This window comes from Nocardioides sp. SLBN-35, assembly GCF_006715725.1.
Classification (GTDB): Bacteria; Actinomycetota; Actinomycetes; order Propionibacteriales; family Nocardioidaceae; genus Nocardioides.
Genome location: NZ_VFNU01000001.1, coordinates 2,540,285 through 2,562,969, shown reverse-complemented (window position 1 = coordinate 2,562,969; position 22,685 = coordinate 2,540,285). Strand labels below are relative to the sequence as shown.

General features: G+C 69.6%; 20 protein-coding genes and 1 tRNA gene. 6 read left to right on the top strand and 15 right to left on the bottom strand.

Annotated features, from left to right (window positions below; translation table 11 throughout):
• The first annotated feature begins 20 nt into the window (after positions 1–20).
• Complete coding sequence (locus FBY23_RS12445) at positions 21–446, top strand: hotdog fold thioesterase (RefSeq protein ID WP_141798430.1); 426 nt, start codon at positions 21–23, stop codon at positions 444–446.
• A gap of 12 nt (positions 447–458) precedes the next feature.
• Here the strand turns inward: FBY23_RS12445 and FBY23_RS12440 are convergent, their stop codons facing one another.
• A complete protein-coding gene (locus tag FBY23_RS12440) occupies positions 459–1,037 on the bottom strand; it encodes a GNAT family N-acetyltransferase (protein ID WP_141798429.1) in 579 nt (192 codons plus the stop codon).
• A gap of 200 nt (positions 1,038–1,237) precedes the next feature.
• On the opposite strand from FBY23_RS12440, the gene FBY23_RS12435 reads away from it, so the two are divergent.
• From FBY23_RS12435 to FBY23_RS12425, 3 genes are read left to right on the top strand one after another with little or no spacing between them, the layout of a single operon-like run.
• A complete protein-coding gene (locus FBY23_RS12435) occupies positions 1,238–2,026 on the top strand; it encodes an ABC transporter substrate-binding protein (RefSeq protein WP_141798428.1) in 789 nt (262 codons plus the stop codon).
• Complete coding sequence (locus FBY23_RS12430; protein ID WP_141798427.1) at positions 2,023–2,832, top strand: amino acid ABC transporter permease; 810 nt, start codon at positions 2,023–2,025, stop codon at positions 2,830–2,832. The genes FBY23_RS12435 and FBY23_RS12430 overlap by 4 nt, the downstream gene beginning before the upstream one ends.
• On the top strand, positions 2,829–3,590 hold the full coding sequence (locus FBY23_RS12425; protein WP_282426265.1) for an amino acid ABC transporter ATP-binding protein: 762 nt from the start codon (positions 2,829–2,831) through the stop codon (positions 3,588–3,590). The genes FBY23_RS12430 and FBY23_RS12425 overlap by 4 nt, the downstream gene beginning before the upstream one ends.
• 79 nt (positions 3,591–3,669) lie before the next feature.
• Here the strand turns inward: FBY23_RS12425 and FBY23_RS12420 are convergent, their stop codons facing one another.
• From FBY23_RS12420 to FBY23_RS12395, 6 genes are all read right to left on the bottom strand, one after another.
• Entirely contained in the window at positions 3,670–4,395 is a 726-nt protein-coding gene (locus FBY23_RS12420) for an ABC transporter ATP-binding protein (RefSeq protein ID WP_222117810.1), read from the bottom strand.
• Positions 4,379–5,197, bottom strand: a complete 819-nt coding sequence (locus tag FBY23_RS12415; protein ID WP_141798426.1) for an ABC transporter ATP-binding protein — start codon at positions 5,195–5,197, stop codon at positions 4,379–4,381. The genes FBY23_RS12420 and FBY23_RS12415 overlap by 17 nt, the downstream gene beginning before the upstream one ends.
• Complete coding sequence (locus tag FBY23_RS12410) at positions 5,190–6,395, bottom strand: branched-chain amino acid ABC transporter permease (RefSeq protein WP_174245206.1); 1,206 nt, start codon at positions 6,393–6,395, stop codon at positions 5,190–5,192. Before FBY23_RS12410 ends, FBY23_RS12415 begins: the two co-directional genes overlap by 8 nt.
• The gene (locus tag FBY23_RS12405) at positions 6,395–7,396 is read right to left on the bottom strand and encodes a branched-chain amino acid ABC transporter permease (RefSeq protein WP_141798425.1); all 1,002 of its coding nucleotides are present in this window, start codon (positions 7,394–7,396) and stop codon (positions 6,395–6,397) included. Before FBY23_RS12405 ends, FBY23_RS12410 begins: the two co-directional genes overlap by 1 nt.
• 101 nt (positions 7,397–7,497) lie before the next feature.
• On the bottom strand, positions 7,498–8,613 hold the full coding sequence (locus FBY23_RS12400) for a branched-chain amino acid ABC transporter substrate-binding protein (protein WP_160158226.1): 1,116 nt from the start codon (positions 8,611–8,613) through the stop codon (positions 7,498–7,500).
• A 201-nt stretch (positions 8,614–8,814) separates the two neighbouring features.
• Entirely contained in the window at positions 8,815–9,432 is a 618-nt protein-coding gene (locus FBY23_RS12395) for an ANTAR domain-containing response regulator (RefSeq protein ID WP_141798423.1), read from the bottom strand.
• Positions 9,433–9,501: 69 nt separating this feature from the next.
• Between FBY23_RS12395 and FBY23_RS12390 the strand changes: the two genes are divergently transcribed.
• Positions 9,502–9,584 (top strand) — tRNA-Leu (locus tag FBY23_RS12390).
• 44 nt (positions 9,585–9,628) lie between these two features.
• Positions 9,629–10,408, top strand: coding sequence for a transcriptional regulator (locus FBY23_RS12385; RefSeq protein WP_141798422.1), 780 nt, complete (start codon positions 9,629–9,631; stop codon positions 10,406–10,408).
• A gap of 3 nt (positions 10,409–10,411) precedes the next feature.
• On the opposite strand, the gene pyk is transcribed toward FBY23_RS12385, so the two are convergent.
• From pyk to trpC, 8 genes are all read right to left on the bottom strand, one after another.
• Positions 10,412–11,878 (bottom strand): pyruvate kinase, encoded by a 1,467-nt coding sequence (gene pyk / locus FBY23_RS12380; RefSeq protein WP_141798421.1) that lies wholly within the window; start codon positions 11,876–11,878, stop codon positions 10,412–10,414.
• 87 nt (positions 11,879–11,965) lie between these two features.
• Positions 11,966–13,435 (bottom strand): glutamate synthase subunit beta, encoded by a 1,470-nt coding sequence (locus FBY23_RS12375; protein WP_141798420.1) that lies wholly within the window; start codon positions 13,433–13,435, stop codon positions 11,966–11,968.
• Complete coding sequence (gene gltB / locus FBY23_RS12370) at positions 13,428–17,984, bottom strand: glutamate synthase large subunit (RefSeq protein ID WP_141798419.1); 4,557 nt, start codon at positions 17,982–17,984, stop codon at positions 13,428–13,430. The genes FBY23_RS12375 and gltB overlap by 8 nt, the downstream gene beginning before the upstream one ends.
• A gap of 148 nt (positions 17,985–18,132) precedes the next feature.
• The gene (lgt, locus tag FBY23_RS12365; protein WP_141798418.1) at positions 18,133–19,101 is read right to left on the bottom strand and encodes a prolipoprotein diacylglyceryl transferase; all 969 of its coding nucleotides are present in this window, start codon (positions 19,099–19,101) and stop codon (positions 18,133–18,135) included.
• A 30-nt stretch (positions 19,102–19,131) separates the two neighbouring features.
• Positions 19,132–19,725: an SCO family protein gene (locus FBY23_RS12360; RefSeq protein ID WP_260805934.1), complete on the bottom strand. Its 594-nt coding sequence runs from the start codon at positions 19,723–19,725 to the stop codon at positions 19,132–19,134.
• Positions 19,718–20,530: a tryptophan synthase subunit alpha gene (gene trpA / locus FBY23_RS12355; RefSeq protein WP_141798416.1), complete on the bottom strand. Its 813-nt coding sequence runs from the start codon at positions 20,528–20,530 to the stop codon at positions 19,718–19,720. Before trpA ends, FBY23_RS12360 begins: the two co-directional genes overlap by 8 nt.
• Complete coding sequence (gene trpB, locus FBY23_RS12350; RefSeq protein WP_141798415.1) at positions 20,527–21,789, bottom strand: tryptophan synthase subunit beta; 1,263 nt, start codon at positions 21,787–21,789, stop codon at positions 20,527–20,529. The genes trpA and trpB overlap by 4 nt, the downstream gene beginning before the upstream one ends.
• Positions 21,786–22,610: an indole-3-glycerol phosphate synthase TrpC gene (gene trpC / locus FBY23_RS12345; RefSeq protein ID WP_141798414.1), complete on the bottom strand. Its 825-nt coding sequence runs from the start codon at positions 22,608–22,610 to the stop codon at positions 21,786–21,788. The genes trpB and trpC overlap by 4 nt, the downstream gene beginning before the upstream one ends.
• Positions 22,611–22,685 lie beyond the last annotated feature (75 nt).

Here is a 22,685-nt window from a genome sequence, read left to right as displayed (position 1 = left end):
GCCGACTATCGTTTCGGCCCATGACGACCATCGACGAGATCGCCGACTTCATGCGCACCCACATGGGTGCACTCAACGAGCGGATGGGCATCGAGCTCGTCGAGGTCACCGCGGACCGGGTCGTCGCGACGATGCCCGTCGAGGGCAACACCCAGCCCTACGGCCTGCTCCACGGCGGTGCGTCGGTGGTCCTCGCCGAGACCCTCGGATCGGTGGCGGCCGCGATCCACGCCGGCCCGGACCGGTTCGCGGTCGGCACCGACATCAACGCCACCCACCACCGTTCGGCCACGTCCGGTGTCGTCACCGGCGTCGCGACGCCGCTGCACCGCGGCCGGACCATGGCCAGCTTCGAGATCGTCGTCAGCGACGACGCCGGGCGGCGGGTGTGCACCTCGCGGATCACCTGCGCGCTGCTCGAGCGCGATCCCAGCCCCACGGCCTGAACGCGCTCCCGGTCACTCCGGGAGGACGAGCCGCTCGGTGCGCGCCCGGCGCAGCGAGCGGCGGGCGGCGAGCACCCGGCTGCGGCTCCCGTCGACACCGGTCTGCTGGCGCTGCGGCGAGACCCGGCTGCGCAGCAGCGTGGTCGGGGCGATCCGGTACATCACGACCGGCGCCAGGCCCAGGCGCGCCATGAACCGGTTGGACTCGCGCGAGGAGTGCGGGACCGCGGTGACGACGTGCAGGATGCCGTTGTCCTCCGCGAACGCGGTGGCGGCCTCCATCAGGGCGTGCCCGACGCCGTGGCGCCGGCAGGCGTCGAAGACCCGCGGGTGGATCGACTGGACGCACGGCTCGAGGTTGAGCGGCGAGAGCGTGGTGATCCGCAGGTAGACCGCGCCGGCGACCTTGCCGTCGTACTCGACGACGACGAGGCGCTGCTCCGGCGAGGCCGCGGCGGCCTTGACGATCAGCTCGACGTCGGCGACCTGCTCGGCCGGATCGGCCCGGCGTACGGCGTCGCTCCACAGCTCGGCGAGCACCGGTGCGTCCTCGCGCGTGGCGACGCGCGTCGTCAGCGAGTAGCGACTCATCCCGACCCTGCCCCTCCATGACCCCCACGGCGCAGACCGCTCGGTCCCGAACGGTCAGGCGGAACACTACGCTCACCCGGCCGCGTCGCACAGGGGGACGCCCCATCTGCGTTTTCGGCAAAGGATCAATCTCGGATCCGAGAAATGTGTCCTGCGACACGCCTTCGCGGCGCCGGAAACAGGGGCCTAGAGTGCGGCTCATGCAGAAGTCGCGCATCACCGCCCTCGCCCTGACGGCCCTCGCCACGTTCGCGCTCAGCGCCTGTGGCTCCGAGGACAGCGCCAAGTCCGCCACCGGCGCCGACCTCATCAAGAAGGACACCCTCACCGTCTGCTCGGACGTTCCGTACCCGCCGTTCGAGGACTTCGACAAGTCCAGTGACACCGGCTTCAAGGGCTTCGACGTCGACATCGTCTCCGAGGTCGCCAAGCGCCTCGACCTGAAGCTCACCATCAAGGACTCGTCGTTCGACGCGCTCCAGAGCGGCCAGGCCCTCAACGCGAAGCAGTGCGACCTGGTCGCCTCCGCGATGACGATCACCGACGACCGCAAGAAGAACCTCGACTTCTCCGACGGCTACTACGACTCCAAGCAGTCGCTGCTGGTCGCCGCCGACAGCAAGATCGCCTCCATCAGCGACCTCGACGGCGTGAAGGTCGGCGTCCAGCGCGGCACCACCGGCAAGACCTACGCCGAGGAGAACGCCAAGGGCGCCAAGATCTCCACCTTCCCGAGCGACGCCGAGATGTACCAGGCGATCAAGGCCGGCCAGGTCGACGCCCTGCTGCAGGACCTCCCGGTCAACCTCGACCACACCACCGACGGGGCCTTCAAGGTCGTCGAGACCTACGACACCGACGAGGAGTACGGCTTCGCCATCAAGAAGGGCAACAGCCAGCTGGTCAAGGACATCGACGGTGCGCTCGAGGAGATGCACTCCGACGGCACCTACGACACCATCTACAACAAGTACTTCGAGGTGAAGTGAAGCGCACCACGCAGCGCCGGCTGACGATCTGGAGCCTCAACCTCGGCGTGCTCGCCGTCGTCGTCGCGCTGGCCGCGCTCGCCGACTGGGACCAGATCCACCACAACTTCTGGAACTCCGGCGGCGTCGAGGGCTGGTCGGCCGGCAACTGGGCCGACCTGGTCACCATCGGTGCGGTCAACACGGTCAAGTACACCGCGATCGCGTTCGTCGGCGGCCTGGTCCTGGCGCTCGCCCTGTCCCTGATGCGGCTCTCGCCGGTCGCGACCCTGCGCTGGCTCGCGACGGTGTACGTCGAGTTCTTCCGCGGCCTGCCGGCGCTGATCGTGATCTTGTTCATGGCGTTCGGCCTGCCGATCGCCATCGGCTGGACGCCCCCGGGCGGGCCCGCCGGGGCCGGCCTGATCGCGCTGATCATGGTCGCCGGCGCCTACATGTCCGAGACGCTGCGGGCGGGCATCCAGGCCGTGCCGAAGGGCCAGACCGAGGCGGCCCGCTCGCTCGGCATGAGCGGGACTGCCACCTTGTTCAAGGTGGTGCTCCCCCAGGCGTTCCGGGTCGTCATCCCACCGCTGACCAACGAGTTCGTCCTGCTGATCAAGGACACGGCCCTGCTCTCGGTCGCCGGGGCCACCTTCGACAGCCGCGAGCTCACCAACGTCGCCAACGACTTCACCACCTCGGGTCCCTCGACCGGCACCTCGACCAGCCTGATCCAGGCGGCTCTGCTCTACCTGGTCATCACGATCCCGATCACCCAGCTCGTGGCCTGGCAGGAGCGCCGGCAGAGGAAGGCGACCCGATGAACTCCCCCACCCTCGCCAACGGCGAGCCGATGCCGGCGATCGCGGTCCGTGGCCTGCACAAGTACTACGGCAACCACGAGGTGCTCAAGGGCATCGACTTCTTCGTCGACGCCGGCCAGGTCGTCTGCGTGATCGGCCCCTCCGGGTCCGGGAAGTCGACGCTGCTGCGCTGCGTCAACCGGCTCGAGGAGCCCACCTCCGGCGAGATCCTGATCGAGGGTGTCGACATCTGCGACCCCGAGACGGACCTCGACGAGATGCGCTCGCGGATCGGCATGGTCTTCCAGCAGTTCAACCTGTTCCCGCACCTGTCGGTCCTCAAGAACCTGACCCTGGCCCAGCGCAACGTGCGGGGCCGGAGCAAGGACCAGGCGGTCCAGATCGCTCGTCAGAACCTGGAGAAGGTCGGGCTCTCGGACAAGGAGTCGGCCTACCCCGCCCACCTCTCGGGTGGTCAGCAGCAGCGCGTCGCGATCGCCCGGGCGCTGTCGATGGAGCCCGACATGATGCTCTTCGACGAGCCCACCAGCGCCCTCGACCCCGAGCTGGTCGGCGACGTCCTCGGCGTCATGAAGGAGCTCGCGCAGGAGGGCATGACCATGATGGTCGTCACCCACGAGATGGGCTTCGCCCGCGAGGTCGGCGACAAGCTGGTCTTCATGGACGGCGGGGTCGTCGTCGAGGAGGGCCTGCCCGCCGAGGTGCTGTCCAACCCCCAGCACGAGCGGACCCAGTCCTTCCTCTCGAAGGTCCTCTGAGCCGATTCGTCACGCAGTACGACGAAGGGGCCCCGGCATCGCGCCGGGGCCCCTTCGTCGTCCTGCGTGCCGGATCGGCTCAGACGTCGCCTCCGAGGTAGGCGGCCTTGACCGCCGGGTCGACGGCCAGGTCGGCGCCCGCCCCGGACCGGACGATCTCGCCGGTCTCGAGGATGTGGGCGTCGTGCGAGCGCTTGAGCGCCTGGGCGGCGTTCTGCTCCACGAGCAGAACCGTGGTGCCCTGCTCGTTGATCTCCGTGATGATCGTGAAGATCTGCTGGATCAGCTTGGGCGCCAGGCCCATCGAGGGCTCGTCGAGCAGCAGCAGCTTGGGCCGGGACATGAGTGCACGCCCGATCGCCAGCATCTGCTGCTCACCGCCGGACATGCTGCCGGCTGCCTGCTTCTCGCGCTCCTTCAACCGGGGGAACAGCGTGAAGACCCGGTCCAGGTCCTCCCGGTAGGCCGCGGTCTTGCGGTCCTTGCGCAGGAAGGCACCCATGTCGAGGTTCTCGCTCACGGTCATGCCAGGGAAGCAGCCGCGCCCCTCGGGCGACTGGCTGATCCCCCGCTTCACCCGCTCGTACGGCGGGAGCTGGGTGATGTCCTCGCCCTGGAACCGGACCGCACCACCGCGCACCTTTCGCAGCCCCGAGACCGTCTTCAGCGTGGTCGTCTTGCCGGCGCCGTTGGCTCCGACCAGCGAGGTGACCGTGCCTTCGGGCACCGAGAAGCTGATGCCACGGATGGCCTCGATGTGGCCGTAGTTGACCTGCAGGTCGTCAACCTCAAGAAGCATCTTCATCCACTCCCAGGTAGGCGGCGATGACCGCCGGGTTGTCGCGGATCTCGGCAGGGACGCCCTCCGCGATCTTGCGGCCGAACTCGAGCACCACGATCCGGTCGGTGACGCCCATGACCAGGCGCATGTCGTGCTCGATCAGCAGCACGGTGTAGCCCTCGTCGCGCACCTTGCGGATCAGCTCCATGAGCTTGACCTTCTCGGCGGGGTTGAAGCCGGCCGCCGGCTCGTCGAGGCACAGCAGCTTCGGACCGGTGCCCATCGCCCGGGCGATCTCGAGGCGCCGCTGGTCGCCGTACGACAGGTTGGCGGCGAGCTCGTCGTGCCGGGCGGTGATGCCGACCAGGTGAAGCAGCTCCTTGGCCCGCTCCCGCGAGGCGCCCTCGGTGCGGCGGTGACGGGGGGTGCGCAGCAGCGCGTCGAAGAAGCCGACCTTGCTGTGGGCGTCGGTGCCGACCATGACGTTCTCGAGCACTGTCATCGACTTGAACAGCCGGATGTTCTGGAACGTCCGGGCCAGGCCGAGGCGGGTGATCTTGTGCTTCTTCATCTTCGCCAGCACATTGCCGTCGAAGCGCACCTGCCCCGAGGTCGGCCGGTAGACGCCCGTCATCACGTTGAAGCAGGTGGTCTTGCCGGCGCCGTTCGGGCCGATCAGGCCGAGGATCTCGCCCTCGCGGATCTCGAAGCTGACGTCGTCGAGCGCTGTCAGGCCGCCGAACCGCAGGGTGACGTGGTCGACCTCGAGCAGAGCCCTGCGCTCCCCCGGCATCGCCGTCGTCTGGTCAGTCGTCTGCTCAGGCATTGGCGTCCTCCTCCAGCTCGCCCTCTTCGAGTGCCTCGATCTCCGCTTCCATCGCCTTCGCCCGCCTCGTACGGCGTGGCGGCAACAGGCCCTCCGGCCGCAGCACCGCGAGCACGGTGAGTGCGAGGCCGAAGATCAGCAGGCGGTAGTCGTTGATGTCGCGGAACCGCTCGGGCAGGTAGGCCACCAGCGCACCACCGGCGATCGCTCCCCATCGGTTGCCTGAGCCGCCCAGGATGACCGCCGCGACGAAGAGCATCGAGAGCAGCAGCGGGAAGCTCTGCGGGTTGATGTAGCCGCCTTGGCTGCTGGCGTAGAACGACCCCGAGAGGCCACCGATGGCGGCACCGAGGGCGAACGCCATCAGCTTGTACTTGAAGGTCGGCACGCCCATCAGCTCGGCCGCGTCCTCGTCCTCGCGGGTCGCCTCCCAGGCCCGACCGACCCGGCTGGCCTTGACCAGCCGGTCGCCGATCAGCACCAGGATCAGCACCGTGAGCAGCAGCCAGTAGTAGGGGATCGCGTCCTGCGAGCCGAAGATCAGGAAGGAGGTCGGGTGGTCGTGGTCGAGGTGCGGGACCAGGCCGTCCCACTCCAGCCGCGGGATCTGGAACAGCCCGCGCTCGCTCGGGTCGACGAACGGGCCCTCGGGGTTCGGTCCGATGTTCGGCGGGTGCGGGATGTCCTTGATGCCGGAAGCGGCACCGAGCCACTCGACGTTGGTCACGACGATCCGGATGATCTCACCGAAGCCGAGCGTCACGATGGCGAGGTAGTCACCGCGCACGCGCAGCGTCGGGGCGCCGAGGATCACGCCGGTGACCATGGTGACGGCCACCGCCACGGGCAGCGCCAGCAGGAACGGCCAGCTGCCGTGGTAGACGGTCAGCACACCGGTCGTGTAGGCGCCGACGCAGTAGAAGCCGACGTAGCCGAGGTCGAGCAGGCCGGCGTACCCGATCACGATGTTGAGACCCAGCGCGACCAGCGCGAACGCGATCACCTGGAACATCACGCCACCGAAGTCGATGCCGCCGGTGGTCAACAGCGGAGGCCGCAGCAGCGGCAGCGCGTAGAAGAACAGCACGAACAGCAGCAGGAACCCCAGCTTGACCGGCGTCGGCTTCCTGTTGAAGCCGTCGACCACGCCGTCCCACTTCTGCCCGATGCCCCGCAGGGCGTCACCGATGGAGCTCATCACGCACGCGCCTTTCCGAGGGCCTCGCCCAGCAGGCCGGAGGGCCTGACGAGCAGGATCAGGACGAGGAGCACGAACGCCACCACGTCCTTCCACTCCGAGCCGAAGATCGCGGACCCGTAGCTCTCGGCGACGCCGAGCACCAGGCCGCCGAGGAGGGCACCCCGCAGGTTGCCGATGCCGCCGAGGACGGCGGCGGTGAAGGCCTTGACACCGAGCAGGAAGCCGGCGTTCTGGCGGGTCGAGCCGATCTTCATCATGTACAGGGCGGCCGCCGCACCGGCCATCAGGCCTCCGATCAGGAAGGTGACCTGGATGACCCGGTTGGAGTTCACCCCCATCAGGGCCGCGGACTCCGGGTCCTGCGCGACGGCACGGATGCCGCGGCCGAACCGGGTCCGCCGCACGAAGGTGTCGAGCGCGACCATCATCAAGATGGCGGCGACGATGATGACCAGGTCGACGTCGGTCAGCGTGTAGTTGCCGACGTCGAAGAGGCCCTTGGGCTGGATCGTGACCGGGTTCGAGTACACGTCGCGCGCCTTGGCGACGTAGTCGGACAGGTTGTCGTCGAGGTGCACCCAGCCGGCGAACCGGTCACGCAGGCCCATCGCCTCGGCGAGAGCGAAGGACGCTCCGATCGCCGAGATGAGGGCGATGAGCTTCGGGGCACCCTTGTTGATGAGTGGTCGGTAGGCCACGCGTTCGAGGAGGAGCGCGATGGCGGCCGACAGGATCATGGCGGCGACCAGCGCCACCAACAAGAGGGGCAAGGCCTTGCCCAGGCTCCAGGTCACCGAGTCGGTGCCGTGGAAGAGCACGAAGACCCAGGCGACGGCGAAGGTGCCGTACATGAAGACTTCGGAGTGTGCGAAGTTGATCAGCTGCAGGACGCCGTAGACCATCGTGTAGCCGAGGGCGACCAACGCGTAGATCGCGCCGAACACCAGGCCACCGATCGTGAACGCCGGCAGGTTGTTGATGAGAACGTCGAAGTGCAAGGGGTCCCCCCTGGTCGCCGGTCTTGACTCGACTGCGGCCGGGGGGCGGTGGCCCCCCGGCCGCAGCTCAGCGGATGACGCGTGTGGTCACCCGCCGACGATCACTTGATCGCCTCCGGGTTCTCGAGGTCGAGCTTGCCGCCCTTGACGAAGTACGCGTAGATCGTCGAGGAGGTGATGTCACCCTTGTCGTCGAACGCGATCGGGCCACTGGCGCCCTCACCGTCGTACTTGCCGATGAAGTCGTTGACCTCCTCTGCGGTGGCCGCGCCGTCCTTGACCGCGGCGAGGAAGATGTTCGCCGCGTCGTAGGCCTGGGTGGAGTACAGACCGGAGTCGGCACCGACGACGGCCTTGTACTTGTCGTTGAAGTCGGCCGGGGCCGGGGCGGCCGGAGCGGAGAGGACCGCGCCCTCGGCCGCGTCGGCGCCCGCCGCCTTCACGAACGCCGGGTCCTCCGAGCCGTCGCCCGACATGAAGGTGCCGGTGAAGCCGCCCTGGCGCAGCTGCTTGACCAGCAGGCCCGCCTCGGCGTAGTAGCCGCCGTAGAAGACCGCGTCGGCGCCCGAGGCCTTGATCTGGGTGACGACCGCGGACATGTCGGTCTGGCCCACGGTGATCTGGTCCTCGCCGACCTTCGCGTCGCCGAGGCCCTCCTTGACGTAGCCCGCCAGGCCTTTGCTGTAGTCCTGGCCGTCGTCGACGACGAACACCTTGGTGGCACCGACGGTCTCGGTGAGGTACTTGGAGTCGGCCTTGCCCTGCGCCTCGTCGTTGCCGATGACGCGGTGCCAGGTGATCCAGTCCTGCTGGGTGATGGTCACGTTGGTGGCCGACGCGGAGATCGACGGCAGGCCGGCCTCGTAGAACGTCTTGCCGGTCGCGAGCGACTCACCGGAGAAGCCGGGGCCGACGAGGCCGAAGATCGAGTCGTCGTTGATGATCTGGGTGGCGAGGCCCGGAGCGACCTTCGGGTCACCCTGGGAGTCGAACTCCTTGACGCCGATCTTGCAGTCGGCGTTCGCCTTGTTGTACTCGTCGAGCGCGAGCTTCACGCCACCGAGCATGTTCTGGCCGAGAGCAGCCGCGTCGCCCGTGAGGGCGCCGAGGAACGCGATGTTCTTGCCGCAGAGGTCGCCGCCACCCTTGGCGCCCTTGTCGCCGTCCCCGCTGTCATCGGACCCACAGGCCGTGACGGTCAGGCTGAGGGCCAGCACCGCAGCCCCGACACCGAATACCTTGTTTCGCCTCAAGAGACCTCTCCCGCTTCCTCATCGGCCGGGGACGGCGCGGTGCCACCCCGGAGTTGTCCTGCCGCGGGAACCTACACCGGCGCACGGGTCGGTGGAAGCAACTCGGTGGCCCAGGTCACAAATCATGACGAATCTGTTACCTGGACGACCCGAACGTCGGACGATTTACGGAGCGGGCGTGCCGGGGACGCCGTGGGCGACCACCCCGTCGGCCACCTCGCGCATCGACATGCGCAGGTCCATGGCCGTCTTCTGGATCCACCGGAAGGCCTCGGACTCCGAGAGCGAGAGCTGCTCCTGGAGGATGCCCTTCGCCCGGTCGACCGCCTTGCGGGTCTCGAGCCGCTCGGTCAGGTCGCTGACCTCGTTCTCGAGCTGGCGGATCTCCGCGAACCGGCTCACCGCCATCTCGATCGCCGGCACGAGGTCGGACTGCGAGAACGGCTTGACGAGGTACGACATCGCGCCCGCCTCCCGCGCCCGCTCCACCAGGTCGCGCTGCGAGAACGCCGTCAGCATGACCACCGGCGCGATCCGCTGGCCCGCGATCGCCTCGGCCGCCGCGATCCCGTCGAGCACCGGCATCTTCACGTCGAGGATGACCAGGTCGGGCCGCAGCTGCTCGGCCAGCTCGATCGCCTTCTGCCCGTCGCCGGCCTGCCCCACGACGTCGTACCCCTCCTCGGCCAGCATCTCGGCGAGGTCCATCCGGATCAGGGTCTCGTCCTCGGCGATGACCACGGTGCGGGGCTGCGGCTGCTCGTTCGGGGCGGTCTCGGTCACGGGGTCAGGCTATCGGGCCGGGCGGTGCAGGGGCGGCGGAGTGTCTCGGCTACCGTTTCTCCTGACCTGGCCGGGTTGGCGGAACGGCAGACGCGATGGTCTCAAACACCATTGTCCGAAAGGGCGTGTGGGTTCGAATCCCACACCCGGCACCCCATCGAAGAGTTTCTGCCGGACCACCGAGGCACCCTGTGCCATGGTCCACGTCCGCCCCGCTGAGGTCGTCGACAGCGCTCTGCGCGACTCCGATGCCGGGATGTCGGACGCCGAGAACGCAGCCAAGCATGGCGTCGCCATCAAGACGATCCGTCGCTGGCGGCGCCTCTACCAACGTCGCGGTCAGGCACGCGGACAGGCACACACCTCGGTTCCGTGTCCCCGCTGCACCGACGCCGAACTCGACCACGGCTCATACGCAGAGCTCCTTGGGTGGTACCTCGGCGACGGGCACATCTCGCGCGGCCGGGGCGCCGTCTGGAACCTGCACGTCTTCAACGACGAGAAGTACGTCGTCGACAACGCGCGCCTGATCGACCTGATGACGCGGGTGAAGCCCGGTGGTCGCCCGCACACCCGGATGGCACCGGGCTGCGTGATCACGACCGTGTCCTGGCAACACTGGACGTGCCTGTTTCCGCAACACGGACCGGGCCGGAAGCACGAGCGACCGATCGTGCTGGAGGACTGGCAGCGCGCGATCGTCGAGGACAACCCCGGCCCGTTCCTACGTGGACTGTTCCACTCCGACGGCTGCCGAGCCAACAACTGGACGCGCCGGATGGTCGCGGGTCGGCCGAAGATCTACCGCTACCCACGGTGGCAGTTCTGCAATGCCTCCCAGGACATCCGCGAGCTCTGCTGCTGGGCTCTCGACCTGGTCGAGATCCCATGGCGCCAGTCCAACACCCGGGTGATCAGCGTGTCCCGCCGCGACGCGGTTGCACGGCTGGACGCGCTGGTCGGGCTGAAGACCTGAGGATCAGCGGCTGCGCCGGTACGCGGGGGCGACCTCATTGATCGCGTCGCCCATCCGGTGCACGCGCAGCGCGTTGGTCGAGCCCGGGATCCCCGGGGGGCTGCCGGCGACGATCACGACCCGGTCACCCTCCTTGACCCGGCCGATGCGGAGCAGCTCCTCGTCGACCTGGCGGACCATCTCGTCGGTGTGCTCGACGGTGGAGGTCTGGAAGGCCTCGACGCCCCAGCTGACGGCGAGCTGCGAGCGGGAGCGGGCCTCGGGTGTGAAGGCGAGGACGGGGATCGGACTGCGCAGGCGGGCCAGGCGGCGGGCGGAGTCGCCGGACTGGGTGAAGGCGACGACGTACTTGGCGCCGACGCGCTGGGCGACCTCCTCGGCGGCCTTGGTGATCACGCCGGAGGTGGTGTGGGGGTCCCACTCGATGCGGCCGAAGCGGCTGAAGCTCTCGTCGACGAGGGCGTGCTCCTCGGTGGCGGTGATGATCCGGGCCATCGTCTCGACCGTGTGGACGGGGTGCTCCCCCACGCTGGTCTCACCGGAGAGCATCACGGCGTCCGCGCCGTCGAGCACGGCGTTCGCGACGTCGCTCGCCTCCGCGCGGGTCGGGGCGGGGTTGGTGACCATCGACTCGAGCATCTGGGTGGCGACGATGACCGGCTTCGCGTTGCGGCGGGCGGCGACGATGATCTTCTTCTGCAAGAAGGGCACCTCCTCCAGCGGGCACTCCACGCCGAGGTCGCCGCGGGCGACCATGAACGCGTCGAAGGCGTCGACGACCTCGTCGAGGTTCTCGATGGCCTGCGGCTTCTCGATCTTCGCGATGACGGGGACCACGATCCCCTCCTCGCGCATGATCGTGCGCACGTCCTCGGCGTCGGCGGCGTTGCGCACGAAGCTGAGGGCGATGAAGTCGACGCCGAGGCGCAGGGCGAAGCGCAGGTCCTCGGTGTCCTTGTCCGACAGCGCCGGCACGGAGACCGCGACACCGGGAAGGTTGATGCCCTTGTTGTTGCTCACCTTGCCGGCGACCAGGACCTCGGTGACCACGTCGGTCCCGTCGACGACCTCGACGACGCGGAGACGGACCTTGCCGTCGTCGATGAGCAGCGGGTCGCCGGGCGCGACGTCGCCGGGGAGGCCCTTGTACGTCGTACCGCAGATCTCGGCGTCGCCCTCGACGTCGCGCGTGGTGATGACCCAGCGCTGCCCTCGCTTGAGCTGGACCGGCCCGTCGGCGAAGCGCTCGAGGCGGATCTTCGGGCCCTGCAGGTCGGCGAGGATGCCGACGCCGTGGCCGGAGGCGTCCGACGCCTCCCGGACCAGGCGATAGGCCTCGGCGTGCTGCTCGTGGCTGCCGTGGCTCATGTTGAGACGGGCGACGTCCATGCCGGCATACACGAGCTCGCGGATCCTCCGCTCCGAGCTGGTGGCCGGACCCAGGGTGCACACGATCTTGGCTCTCCGCACCCTCAGAGCCTATCGGGCAATTGGAACGTCAAAAACGCCGACCCGGCTCATCCCGAGAGGTTTCGGGATGAGCCGGGTCGTTGTCCGTCAGACCACCAGCGGACGCGCGGTCGGCGGGATCGGCGCGGGCAGCTGGGTGCTGCCGGTCAGGAAGGTGTCCACACCGGCGGCCGCGGCCCGGCCCTCGGCGATCGCCCACACGATGAGCGACTGGCCGCGGCCGGCGTCGCCGGCGACGAAGACGCCCTCGACGTTGGTCGCATAGCTGTTGTCGCGCTTGATGTTGCCGCGCTCGTCGAGCTCCAGGCCGAGCTGCTCGACCAGGCCGGGCTGCTCGGGACCGAGGAAGCCCATCGCGAAGAGGACCAGGTCGGCCGGGATCTCCCGCTCGGTGCCCTCGTGCTCGACCAGCTTGCCGCCCTCGAAGGACACCTCGACCAGGCGCAGCGCCCGGACGTTGCCGTCCTCGTCGCCGAGGAACTCCTGGGTCGACACGGCGTACACCCGCTCGCCACCCTCCTCGTGAGCGGAGGAGACCCGATAGGTCATCGGGTACGTCGGCCACGGCTGCCCGTTCGGGCGGTCCTCCGTCGGCTGGGGCATGATCTCCAGCTGCGTGATCGAGGCCGCGCCCTGGCGGATCGAGGTGCCGAGGCAGTCGGCGCCCGTGTCACCGCCACCGATGATGACGACGTGCTTGCCGTCGGCGCGGATCTGGTCCTCGACCGTCTCCCCCAGGGCGACCCGGTTGGCCTGCGGCAGGAACTCCATCGCCTGGTGGATGCCCTTGAGCTCGCGGCCCGGGACCGGGAGGTCGCGCGGGACGGTGGAGCCGACGGCCAGGACGACGGCGTCGAAGCGGTCCTTGAGCGCGTCACCGGTGAGCTTGCCGGTGCCGACCTCGACGCCGGAGCGGAAGACCGTGCCCTCGCGGCGCATCTGGTCGAGCCGGCGCTCGAGGTGCTTCTTCTCCATCTTGAACTCGGGGATGCCGTAGCGCAGCAGGCCACCGGGCTGGTCGGCCCGCTCGTAGACGGCCACGGTGTGGCCGGCCCGGGTGAGCTGCTGGGCGGCGGCCAGGCCCGCGGGACCGGAGCCGATGACGGCGACGGTCTTGCCGGTCAGCCACTCGGGCGGCTGCGGCCGCACGAAGCCCGACTCGTAGGCCCGGTCGATGATCGAGACCTCGATGTTCTTGATGGTGACCGCGGGCTGGTTGATGCCGAGGACGCACGCCGTCTCGCAGGGAGCCGGACAGAGGCGACCGGTGAACTCCGGGAAGTTGTTGGTCGCGTGCAGGCGCTCGATGGCACCGTCCCAGTCGTCGCGCCAGACCAGGTCGTTCCACTCCGGGATGATGTTGCCCAGGGGGCAGCCGGAGTGGCAGAACGGGATCCCGCAGTCCATGCAGCGGCTGGCCTGGACGTTGATGATCGGCAGCAGCGCACGACCGATCCCACCCGGGTAGACCTCGTTCCAGTCGTGGACCCGCTCCTCGACCGGACGACGCCCGGCCACCTCACGGGTGTTCTTCAAGAACCCCTTCGGGTCAGCCATGGAGCACCTCCATAATCCGGTTGGCGGCGGCGTCGGCGTCGAGGCCCTCGGCCTCGGCGTCGGCCTGGACCGCCAGTACCTTCGCGTAGTCGCGCGGCATGACCTCGGTGAACCGCGGCAGTGCGGCCTCCCAGTCGGCCAGCAGCGCCTCGGCGACCTCGGAGCCGGTCTCCTCGAAGTGGGCGCGGACGATCTGCTGGAGCTCCGCGGCGTAGGCCTCGGAGACCGGACGCAGGTCGACCAGCTCGGCGTTGACCCGGAAGTCCTTGAGATCCAGGACCCAGGCGATGCCGCCCGACATGCCGGCCGCGAAGTTGCGGCCCGTCTTGCCGAGGACGACGACGCGGCCACCCGTCATGTACTCGCAGCCGTGGTCGCCCACGCCCTCGGTCACGATGGTGGCGCCCGAGTTGCGCACGCAGCACCGCTCTCCCACGCCACCGCGGATGAAGATCTCACCCGACGTCGCGCCGTAGGCGATGGTGTTGCCGGCGATGATGTGCTCCTCGGCGCGGAAGGTGGCGTTCCGGTCGGGCCGGATCGCGATCCGGCCGCCCGAGAGGCCCTTGCCGACGTAATCGTTGGCGTCGCCCTCGAGGCGCAGCGTGATGCCGCGAGGCACGAACGCGCCGAAGGACTGGCCGGCCGAGCCGACGAATGTCAGGTCGATCGTCCCGTCGGGCAGGCCCTCGCCGCCGTACTTCTTGGTGACCTCGTGGCCGAGGATCGTGCCGACCGTGCGGTTGACGTTGCGGATCGAGAGCTGGGCCCGGACGGGCTCGCCGCTCTCGATCGCCGCCGCCGCCAGGGGCAGGATCTCGGTGACGTCGAGCGACCTCTCCAGGCCGTGCTCCTGACCGCCGGTGTTGCGCAGGTCCTGGTCGGGGAAGTGCGTCTCGGCGATCTCGACCTTGTGCAGGATCGGCGCGAGGTCGAGACCCTTCGCCTTCCAGTGCCGCTCGGCGTCGACGGTGTCGAGCACCTCGACCTGGCCGATGGCCTCCTCGATCGACCGGAAACCCAGCTGCGCGAGCAGCTCACGGACCTCCTCGGCGATGAACTCGAAGAAGTTGACGACGTACTCGGCCTTGCCGCTGAACCGCGAGCGCAGGGTCGGGTTCTGGGTCGCCACGCCCACCGGGCAGGTGTCGAGGTGGCAGACCCGCATCAGGATGCACCCCGAGACCACCAGCGGGGCGGTCGCGAAGCCGAACTCCTCGGCACCGAGCAGCGCCGCGATGACCACGTCGCGACCGGTCTTGAGCTGGCCGTCGGTCTGGACGACGATCCGGTCGCGCAGGCCGTTGAGCAGCAGCGTCTGCTGGGTCTCGGCCAGGCCGAGCTCCCAGGGACCACCGGCGTGCTTGAGCGAGGTCAGCGGGGACGCGCCCGTGCCGCCGTCGTGCCCGGAGATGAGTACGACGTCCGCGTGCGCCTTGGACACACCGGCCGCGACCGTGCCGACGCCGACCTCGGAGACCAGCTTCACGTGGACGCGGGCCGACGGGTTGGCGTTCTTGAGGTCGTGGATCAGCTGGGCCAGGTCCTCGATCGAGTAGATGTCGTGGTGCGGCGGCGGGCTGATCAGGCCGACGCCCGGCGTGGAGTGCCGGGTCTTGGCCACCCACGGGTAGACCTTGTTGCCGGGCAGCTGGCCGCCCTCACCGGGCTTCGCGCCCTGCGCCATCTTGATCTGGATGTCGTCGGCGTTGGTGAGGTACTCCGAGGTGACGCCGAAGCGGCCCGAGGCGACCTGCTTGATGGAGCTGCGGCGCTCGGGGTCGTGCAGCCGCTCGGAGTCCTCGCCGCCCTCACCGGTGTTGGACTTCGCGCCCAGCCGGTTCATGGCGATGGCCAGCGTCTCGTGCGCCTCGCGCGAGATCGAGCCGTAGGACATGGCACCGGTCGAGAACCGCTTGACGATGTCGGCCACCGGCTCGACCTCGTCGATGGAGATCGGGGTGCGGCCGAACGCGCCGGCGTCCTTGAACTTGAACAGCCCGCGCAGCGTCATCAGCTTCTCGGACTGGTCGTCGACGGCCTGCGTGTACTGCTTGAAGATGTCGTAGCGGCCGGTCCGCGTGGAGTGCTGCAGGCGGAACACCGTCTCCGGGTTGAAGAGGTGCGGCTCGCCCTCGCGACGCCACTGGTACTCGCCACCGATCTCGAGCTCGCGGTGCGCGGGCGCGATGCCGGCTGGCGGGTACGCCTTGGCGTGCCGCGCTGCGACCTCCTGGGCGACGACCTCGAGCTCGACACCGCCGAGCTTGGAGGTGGTGCCGGTGAAGTACTTGTCGACGACCGACTGCGAGAGGCCGACGCACTCGAAGATCTGCGCACCGGTGTACGACGCCACGGTGCTCACGCCGATCTTGGACATCACCTTCACGACGCCCTTGCCGAGCGCCTTGACGAGGTTGTTGACCGCCACCTCGGGCTCGGCCTTGACGTAGTAGCGCTCGCGGGCGAGGTCCTCGACGCTCTCCATGGCGAGGTACGGGTTGACCGCCGCCGCGCCGTAGCCGACGAGGAGCGCCACGTGGTGCACCTCGCGGACGTCGCCGGCCTCGACGAGCAGGCCGACCTGGGTGCGGGTCTTCTCGCGCACCAGGTGGTGGTGGACCGCACCGGTGAGCAGCAGCGACGGGATCGGCGCGAGGTCGGCCGTCGCGTGCCGGTCCGAGAGCACGATGATCCGCGCGCCGGCGTCGATCGCGGCCGACACCTCCCGGCAGATCTCGTCGAGCCGGGCCGCCATCGCGGCACCGCCGCCGTTGACGTCGTACAGACCGCGGGCCACGTGGGTCTGGAACCCGGGGTGGTCGCCGTCGCGGTTGATGTGGCGGATCTTCACCAGGTCGTCGTTGGAGATGACCGGGAAGGGGACCACGATCTGGCGGCAGGACGCCGGGCCGGGCTCGAGCAGGTTGGCCTCGGGACCGATGGTGCCGTTGAGCGAGGTGACGAGCTCCTCGCGGATGGCGTCCAGCGGCGGGTTGGTCACCTGCGCGAACAGCTGGCTGAAGTAGTCGAACAGCAGCCGGGGCTTGTCGCTGAGCGCCGCGATGGGCGTGTCGGTGCCCATCGAGCCGAGCGGCTCGCCACCGGTGTTGGCCATCGGGGTGAGGATGACCCGCAGCTCCTCCTCGGTGTAGCCGAAGATCTGCTGGCGACGCGTGACCGAGGCGTGGGTGTGCACGATGTGCTCACGCTCGGGGATGTCGTCGAGGTGGATGATCCCGCCGTGCAGCCACTCGCCGTACGGGTGCTCCGAGGCGAGCTGGTCCTTGATCTCCTCGTCCTCGATGATCCGGTGCTCCTCGGTGTCGACCAGGAACATCCGGCCCGGCTGCAGGCGGCCCTTGCGGACCACGGTGGCCGGGTCGAGGTCGAGTACGCCGACCTCGGAGGCGAGGACGACCAGGCCGTCGTCGGTGACCCAGAAGCGCGAGGGACGCAGGCCGTTGCGGTCGAGGACCGCGCCGATCTGGGTGCCGTCGGTGAACACGACGCACGCCGGGCCGTCCCACGGCTCCATGGTGGCGGAGTGGAAGCGGTAGAAGTCGCGCCGCTTCGCATCCATCTCGGTGTGGTTCTCCCACGCCTCCGGGATCATCATCAGCACCGCGTGCGGCAGGCTGCGACCCCCCATGTGGAGGAGCTCGAGGACCTCGTCGAAGGAGGCCGAGTCCGACGCACCGGGCGTGCAGATCGGGAACAGCCGCTCCAGGTCGCCGGGGATGGCCTCGGAGGCCAGCAGCGCCTCGCGGGCGCGCATCCAGTTGCGGTTGCCCATCACGGTGTTGATCTCGCCGTTGTGGGCGATGAACCGGAACGGGTGCGACAGCGGCCAGCTCGGGAAGGTGTTCGTCGAGAACCGCGAGTGCACCACGCCGATGGCCGAGGCCATCCGCTCGTCGCGCAGGTCGGGGAAGAAGTTGTCGAGCTGGTCGGTCGTCAGCATGCCCTTGTAGGCCAGCGTGCGCGACGACAGCGACGGGAAGTAGACGTCGGTCTCGCGCTCGGCGCGCTTGCGCAGGCAGAAGGCGAGGCGCTCGAGGTCCATGCCGTTGAGGGCGCCGCCCGGCGCCTGCACGAACAGCTGCGTGAAGGTCGGCATGACGCTGACCGCCATCGTCCCGAGGATGTCGGGGTTGACCGGGACCTCGCGCCAGCCGAGGACGACCAGGCCCTCCTCGGCGGCGATCTCCTCGATCCGGGTCCGGGTCTTGGCGACCTGGCCCTCGTCACCGGGCAGGAAGGCCGTGCCCACGGCGTACGTGCCGGCGACCGGCAGGGTGATCCCCGCATCGGCGGCGACCGCGCGCAGGAACGCGTCGGGCACCTGCATCAGGATCCCGGCACCGTCACCGGAGTTGGCCTCGGCGCCGGCGGCACCGCGGTGGTCGAGGTTGCGAAGAGCCGTGAGCGCCTTCGCCACGATGTCGTGGCTGGCCTCCCCGGTCAGCGTCGCGACGAAGGCGACGCCACAGGCGTCCTTCTCGTGGCGCGGGTCGTAGAGACCCTGCGGCGGTGGGAACGAGTGCATGGAAGGCACCAAGGTTCTCCCGTCGGCTACGTCTGCGTCCCGGTCGAGCCCGTGGGCCGGTGAGGGACTAACAGAAGGTGGGGCGCAAGGGACGGCACTGGCCCACGCGGCGGAGCCCTCAGGTTAGCAGCATGTCAACTGCGTGTGTTCAATCGTTTTCGTCCGTGGATGCGTCGCCGGTCACATCGGCCGCGGGCTCGTCCTCGGCGGCCGGGCCGCGACCGTCGACGTACACCTGCTCCTCGCGCCCGGGCCGGTTGCGGGTCGCCCACACGAAGTAGGCGGCCGCCGCGATGAACAGCACGATCGAGGTCCACACGTTGAACCGCAGGCCGTAGACGTTCTCGAGCTGGACGTTGTCGACGCGGAGGTACTCGATCCAGCCGCGGCCCAGGGTGTAGGCCATGACGTAGACCGCCATCACCCGGCCGTGGCCCAGGCGGAAGCGGCGCTCGAGCCAGATGATGAGCGCGAACGCGGCCAGGTTCCACAGGCACTCGTAGAGGAAGGTCGGGTGGAAGACGACCCCGTCGGGGTAGGGACCGCCGAGCGCGACGCCGCAGTTCGCCCCGCTGGTCTGCACGCCGTCGACCAGGCACTGCCAGTGCTTCTGCTGGATCTCCAGGCCCCACGGCAGGTCGGTGGGCCGGCCGTAGAGCTCCTGGTTGAACCAGTTGCCCCAGCGGCCGATCGACTGCGCGACCAGGACGCCGGGCGCGAGCGCGTCGAGCAGCGGCAGCACCTTGATGCCGCGGCGGCGGGCGCCGATCCAGGCACCGAGGGCGCCGAGGGCGACGCCGCCCCAGATGCCGAGGCCGCCCTCCCAGACGTAGAGCGCCTTGACCGGCTCGCCGCCGGAGCCGAAGTACTTCTCCCAGTCGGTCGCGACGTGGTAGAGACGGGCGCCGACGAGGCCGAACGGGACCGCCCAGATCGCGACGTCCTGGACCTCGCCGAACGTGCCGCCGCGGGCCTGCCAGCGCTTCTCGCCGATCCAGATCGCCACGACGATGCCGAGGATGATGCACAGGGCGTAGCCGCGGAGCGGGAACGGCCCGAGGTGCCACACGCCCTGCGACGGGCTGGGGATCGTGGCAGCGATGAGGGCGGGAAGCACGGCGACTCCTGGTCGTGTCCTGGTCGTGTGTCAGTCGTCGGTGAGCAGCGTGTGGATGTCCGAGGCGAACTCCGCGCTCGAGGTCTCCTGGCTCCACAGCGCGACGGCCTGATGGCTGCTGTCGATGGCGAAGGTGCTGGTGGTGTGGCCGCCCAGGTCGTAGCCGCCGGTGGGCAGCTTCTTCCCGTCGCTGACGTAGACGTGAAGTGAGTTGCCGATCTCGATGATGGTGTCGAGGTCGCCGGTGACGCCGATGAAGTCCTTGTCGTAGCGGTCCAGGTAGGTCCGCAGCGTCTTCTCGTCGTCGCGGGCCGGGTCGGTGGTAACGAACACCACGTCGACCTCCTTGCGGTCCGCGGAGTCGAGCCGGTTCATCGCCGCGGCCAGGTTGTTCATGACCATCGGGCAGTAGTCGGGGCAGCTGGTGTAGCCGAAGAACACCAGGGTGAGCGGCTTCGTGGTGTCCTTGCCGAGGGAGTACGACGACCCGCCGGTGTCGGTCAGCGCGATGTCGGAGGCCTTGTAGGGGTTGGTCAGCCGGCTTCCGGTGAAGGTGTCGGACTCGCCGCTGCAGGCCGACAGCGCCAGGCCGAGCAGGACGACGAGGGCTGCGAGCCTACGCACGGACACCTCCTGCGAGCTCCTCGGTGAGCGTTGCCAGGGCGGCCAGGCCCGCGGCCCGGTCGCGGGGGTGGTCGAGCAGGGTGCGGACGAAGGCGGAGCCGACGATCACCCCGTCGGCGTACGACGCCAGGTCGGCCGCCTGGGCGCCCGTGCTGACCCCGACGCCCACGCCGACCGGGAGGTCGGCCCCCTGCTTCGGGCTCAGGGCCTTGGTGCGCGCGATCAGTGGGGCCACGCCCGCGGCGGTGGCCTGCTTGGTGCCGGTGACGCCCATGACGCCGGTGGCGTAGACGAAGCCGCGGGAGGCCGCGGTGGTCAGCGCGATCCGCTCGTCGGTCGACGACGGGGAGACCAGGAAGACCTTGTCGAGGTCGCGGGCATCGGCGGCGGCGATCCACTCGGGCGCGTAGTCCGGCGTGAGGTCGGGCGTGATCAGGCCCGCTCCCCCGGCGTCGGCGAGGTCCTGTGCGAACCGCTCCACGCCGTACCTCTCCACCGGGTTCCAGTAGGTCATCACCAGGGTGGGCGTGCCGGTGGCGGCGACCGCCTCGACGACCCGCAGCACGTCGCTCGTGCGGATGCCGGCGTCGAGGGCCTGCTGCGCGGCGGCCTGGATGATCGGGCCGTCCATGACCGGGTCGCTGTAGGGCAGGCCGATCTCGATCACGTCGCAGCCGGCCGCGACCATCGTCCTCAGCGCGGCGATGCTGCCCTCGACGTCGGGGAAGCCGGCCGGCAGGTAGCCGACGAGCGTCGCCCGAGCCTCGGCCCGCGCCTTCTCGAAGGCGGTGCTGGTGGTGCTCACTCGCTCTCCCCCGACTCCAGGCCCGACTTCTGGCCCGACTTCTGGCCCGACTTCTCGCCCGCCTCGCCGAGGTGGAACCAGTCCATGGCCGTGCCCATGTCCTTGTCGCCACGACCGGACAGGTTGACCAGGATCGTCTGGCCGGGACGCTCCTCGGCGACCCGCAGGGCGCCGGCGACGGCATGGGCGGACTCGATGGCCGGGATGATCCCCTCGGTGCGGGCGAGCAGCGCCATCGCGTCCATGGCCTCGGTGTCGGTGACGGGCAGGTAGGTCGCCCGTCCGGACGCCGAGAGCGCGGAGTGCTGCGGCCCGACGCCCGGGTAGTCGAGGCCGGCGGAGATCGAGTGGGACTCGATGGTCTGGCCGTCCTCGTCCTGCAGGACGAACGTGCGCGCACCGTGGAGGACGCCGATGGTGCCGGCGAAGATGGTCGCTGCGTGGCGCCCGGTCTCGACGCCGTCACCGCCCGCCTCGAAGCCGTAGATCGCGACCTCCGGGTCGTCGACGAAGCCGGCGAACAGGCCGATCGCGTTGGACCCGCCGCCCACGCAGGCGGCGACCGCGTCCGGCAGGGCGCCGTACTGGTCGAGGCACTGCCGGCGCGCCTCGTCGCCGATCCCGCGCACGAAGCTGAGCACCAGGCTGGGGAACGGGTGCGGGCCGGCGGCCGTGCCGAACAGGTAGGCCGTCTCGTCGACGCTGGCGACCCAGTCGCGCAACGCCTCGTTGATGGCGTCCTTGAGCGTGCGCGAGCCGCTCCGGACCGGGACCACCTCGGCGCCGAGCAGCTGCATCCGGGCCACGTTGAGGGCCTGTCGCTCGGTGTCGACCTCGCCCATGTAGACGGTGCAGTCGAGCCCGAGGTACGCCGCGGCGGTGGCCGAGGCGACGCCGTGCTGGCCGGCGCCGGTCTCGGCGATCACGCGGGTCTTGCCCATCCGCTTGGTGAGCAGCGCCTGGCCGAGCACGTTGCGGATCTTGTGGGCGCCGGTGTGGTTGAGGTCCTCGCGCTTGAGCAGGATCCGGGCACCGGCGGCCTCGGAGAGCCGGGTGGCGTCGTACAGCATGCTCGGGACGCCGGCGTAGTCGGTGAGCAGTCGGTCGAACTCGCCCGTGAACGCGGGGTCGGCCATGGCATCGCGCCACGCCACGTCGAGCTCGTCGAGCGCTGCCATCAGCGCCTCCGGCATGAAGCGGCCGCCGAATGCGCCCGTCCCCCCGAACCAGCCGAACGCGTCGGCATCGAACTTGCTCATCCAGCCCTCTGATCCATTGTTTTCAGGCCCGTCATTGCTGCGACCGCCTGGCGCGGTGCGCCGTCCTTCACGAGCGCCTCGCCGACGAGCACCGCACGGGCGCCCTCGCCGACGAACCGCTCGACGTCCTCGGGTCCGAAGATGCCGGACTCGGCGACCTTGACCCGGTCGTCCGGGATGAGGGGCGCGAGCCGGCCGAAGACGTCGAGGTCGACCTCGAGCGTCTTGAGGTTGCGCGCGTTGACGCCGACCAGCTCGGCGCCGACCTCGACCGCACGGGCGGTCTCCTCCTCGTCGTGGACCTCCATCAGCACGGTGAGGCCGAGCTCGCGGGCGTAGTCGTGGAGGCGGCGCAGCCGCTCGCCCGGCAGCGAGACCACCATGAGCAGCGCCAGGTCGGCGCCGGCGGCCCGGGCCTCGAGGAGCTGATACTCGGTGACGATGAAGTCCTTGCGCAGCAGCGGAGTGTCGACACTGGCGCGGACCGCGCGCAGGTCGTCGAGGCTGCCTCCGAAGCGTCGCTGCTCGGTCAGCACGCTGATCGCGGCCGCGCCGCCGGCGGCGTACTCGCTCGCGAGGGCGGACGGGTCGGGGATGTCGGCCAGGGCGCCCTTGCTCGGGCTCCGGCGCTTCACCTCGGCGATCACGCTCGAGCCGGGTGCGCGCAGGTGCGGCATCGGGTCGCGCGGCGGGTCGACGTCGGCGAGCGCGGCCCGCAGGTCCGCCTCCGAGGTCACCGCCTGGCGGGCGGCGAGGTCCTCGAGCACTCCGGCGACGATCCCGTCCAGCACCGTGGGCTGGGAGGCCTGGGGGGCCGACATCTGACGCCTCCGTGACGTTTCTGTGGTGGGCTCTGGTTCACCGCGCAGGTTTGGTGGGCGGCTCGCGCTGGGGAA

Coding starts and splice junctions, on each gene's coding strand:
- FBY23_RS12415 (WP_141798426.1), bottom strand. CDS start 5,197: ATGCCTGAGCAGACGACTGACCAGACGACGGCGATGCCGGGGGAGCGC.
- gltB (WP_141798419.1), bottom strand. CDS start 17,984: ATGCACTCGTTCCCACCGCCGCAGGGTCTCTACGACCCGCGCCACGAG.
- FBY23_RS12425 (WP_282426265.1), top strand. CDS start 2,829: ATGAACTCCCCCACCCTCGCCAACGGCGAGCCGATGCCGGCGATCGCG.
- FBY23_RS12420 (WP_222117810.1), bottom strand. CDS start 4,395: ATGAAGATGCTTCTTGAGGTTGACGACCTGCAGGTCAACTACGGCCAC.
- trpB (WP_141798415.1), bottom strand. CDS start 21,789: ATGAGCAAGTTCGATGCCGACGCGTTCGGCTGGTTCGGGGGGACGGGC.
- FBY23_RS12440 (WP_141798429.1), bottom strand. CDS start 1,037: ATGAGTCGCTACTCGCTGACGACGCGCGTCGCCACGCGCGAGGACGCA.
- FBY23_RS12435 (WP_141798428.1), top strand. CDS start 1,238: ATGCAGAAGTCGCGCATCACCGCCCTCGCCCTGACGGCCCTCGCCACG.
- trpC (WP_141798414.1), bottom strand. CDS start 22,610: ATGTCGGCCCCCCAGGCCTCCCAGCCCACGGTGCTGGACGGGATCGTC.
- FBY23_RS12445 (WP_141798430.1), top strand. CDS start 21: ATGACGACCATCGACGAGATCGCCGACTTCATGCGCACCCACATGGGT.
- FBY23_RS12375 (WP_141798420.1), bottom strand. CDS start 13,435: ATGGCTGACCCGAAGGGGTTCTTGAAGAACACCCGTGAGGTGGCCGGG.
- FBY23_RS12410 (WP_174245206.1), bottom strand. CDS start 6,395: ATGAGCTCCATCGGTGACGCCCTGCGGGGCATCGGGCAGAAGTGGGAC.
- FBY23_RS12385 (WP_141798422.1), top strand. CDS start 9,629: ATGGTCCACGTCCGCCCCGCTGAGGTCGTCGACAGCGCTCTGCGCGAC.